The organism is Streptomyces phaeochromogenes, from assembly GCF_001418655.1.
Lineage (GTDB): Bacteria > Actinomycetota > Actinomycetes > Streptomycetales > Streptomycetaceae > Streptomyces > Streptomyces phaeochromogenes.
Window position 1 is genome coordinate 1 of record NZ_LIQZ01000685.1, and the last position, 1,441, is coordinate 1,441.

The window sequence follows — 1,441 nt, forward strand, 5'->3', positions numbered from 1 at the left end:
CCGCCGCGACCGCGGGCCCCGCCCGGGGCCCGCGGTCGCGGCGGTGGCTGCTGGGGTTCTGGGCCGTGGTGTTCGTGCTGTTCCTCGCGGTGGACCCGGGCCGGCAGACGTTCGACACGAAGCTCGGGGTCGCGCTCGACCCCTGGCAGTTCCTGTCCGACCTGGGCCAGTTGTGGCACGACCGGGGCGGCTTCGGCGGAATAGCGGACCAGTACGTCGGCTACGCCTTCCCGATGCTGCCGTACTACGGCCTGTGCGAGCTGATCAACCTCCCGGTGTGGCTGGCCGAGCGGCTGTGGATGTCGCTGATCGTGGCGGTCGCCTTCTGGGGCGCGCTGCGGCTCGCCGAACGGCTGGACATCGGCAGCAACGCGTCCCGGCTGCTCGGCGCACTCACGTACGCGCTGTGGCCGGTGTTCACGATCGTCGTCGGCTCGACCTCCGCCGCCGCACTACCCGGCGCCTTCCTGCCATGGGTGCTGCTGCCGCTGACGAACGAGCGCTACACCGCCCGCGTCGCCGCCCTGCGCTCGGCGCTGATCATCCCCTTCATGGGAGGCGTCAACGCGGCCTCGACTCTCGCTTCCCTGCTGCCGGTCGGTCTCTACCTTCTCTCCCGCCCGCGCGGCCCCCGGCAGCGCAAGCTGATCGCCTGGTGGATCCCGGGCGTGCTCCTGGCGACCGCCTGGTGGGTGGTCCCACTCCTCATGCTGGGCATCTACGGCGAGAACTTCCTTCCGTATGTGGAGAGTTCGCAGACCACGACGGACACCATGGCGGCGACGGAGGCCCTGCGCGGCGCCGGGAACTGGGTCGCGTATCTGCACTTCGGCGAGGCCTGGCTGCCGGCCGGCTGGACGGTCGCGGCCTCGGTGGTCGTGATCCTCTCGTCGGCGCTCGCGGCAGGCCTCGGCCTGGCCGGGCTGGCCCGCCGTGACCTGCCCGAGCGGCGCTGGCTGGTCCTGACCGTGCTGTCGGTCGCGCTCATCACCCTTGCCGGGTACGGCGGTTCGTTCGGCGCGCCCTTCCACGGGGTCGTCCAGGACTGGCTGGACGGCGGACTCGTACCGTTCCGGAACATCTACAAGTTCCAGACCGGACTGGCCCTCGCCCTCGTCTTCGGCCTGATGCACCTGGTCGGCGTCGCCTCCCAGTCGCGGGGCGCCCGCCAGGTCCGCGGCCGTCGGTACGTGGCCCTGGTCGCCGCGGTCCTCGTACTCCCCGGTCTCGCCTGGCCCTACCTCAACGGGTCCATCCTGCAACCGGGTTCGTTCCAGCAGCTTCCCAAGTACTGGCAGTCCACGGCCGACTGGCTGGAGAAGTACTCGCCGGACTCCCGTGCCCTCGTCGTGCCCGCCACCGCGCACGGCATCTACACCTGGGGCTCGCCCATCGACCAGCCCCTCGACGTGCTCGCCGAATCCCGCTGGGCCCAGCGGGA

1 protein-coding gene is annotated in these 1,441 nt (G+C 71.3%); it reads left to right on the forward strand.

The window, feature by feature from the left end; translation table 11 throughout:
- Positions 1 to 1,441 (forward strand): alpha-(1->3)-arabinofuranosyltransferase domain-containing protein (locus AOK17_RS47555; protein WP_157881565.1); only part of this gene is annotated, 1,441 nt, incomplete at both ends.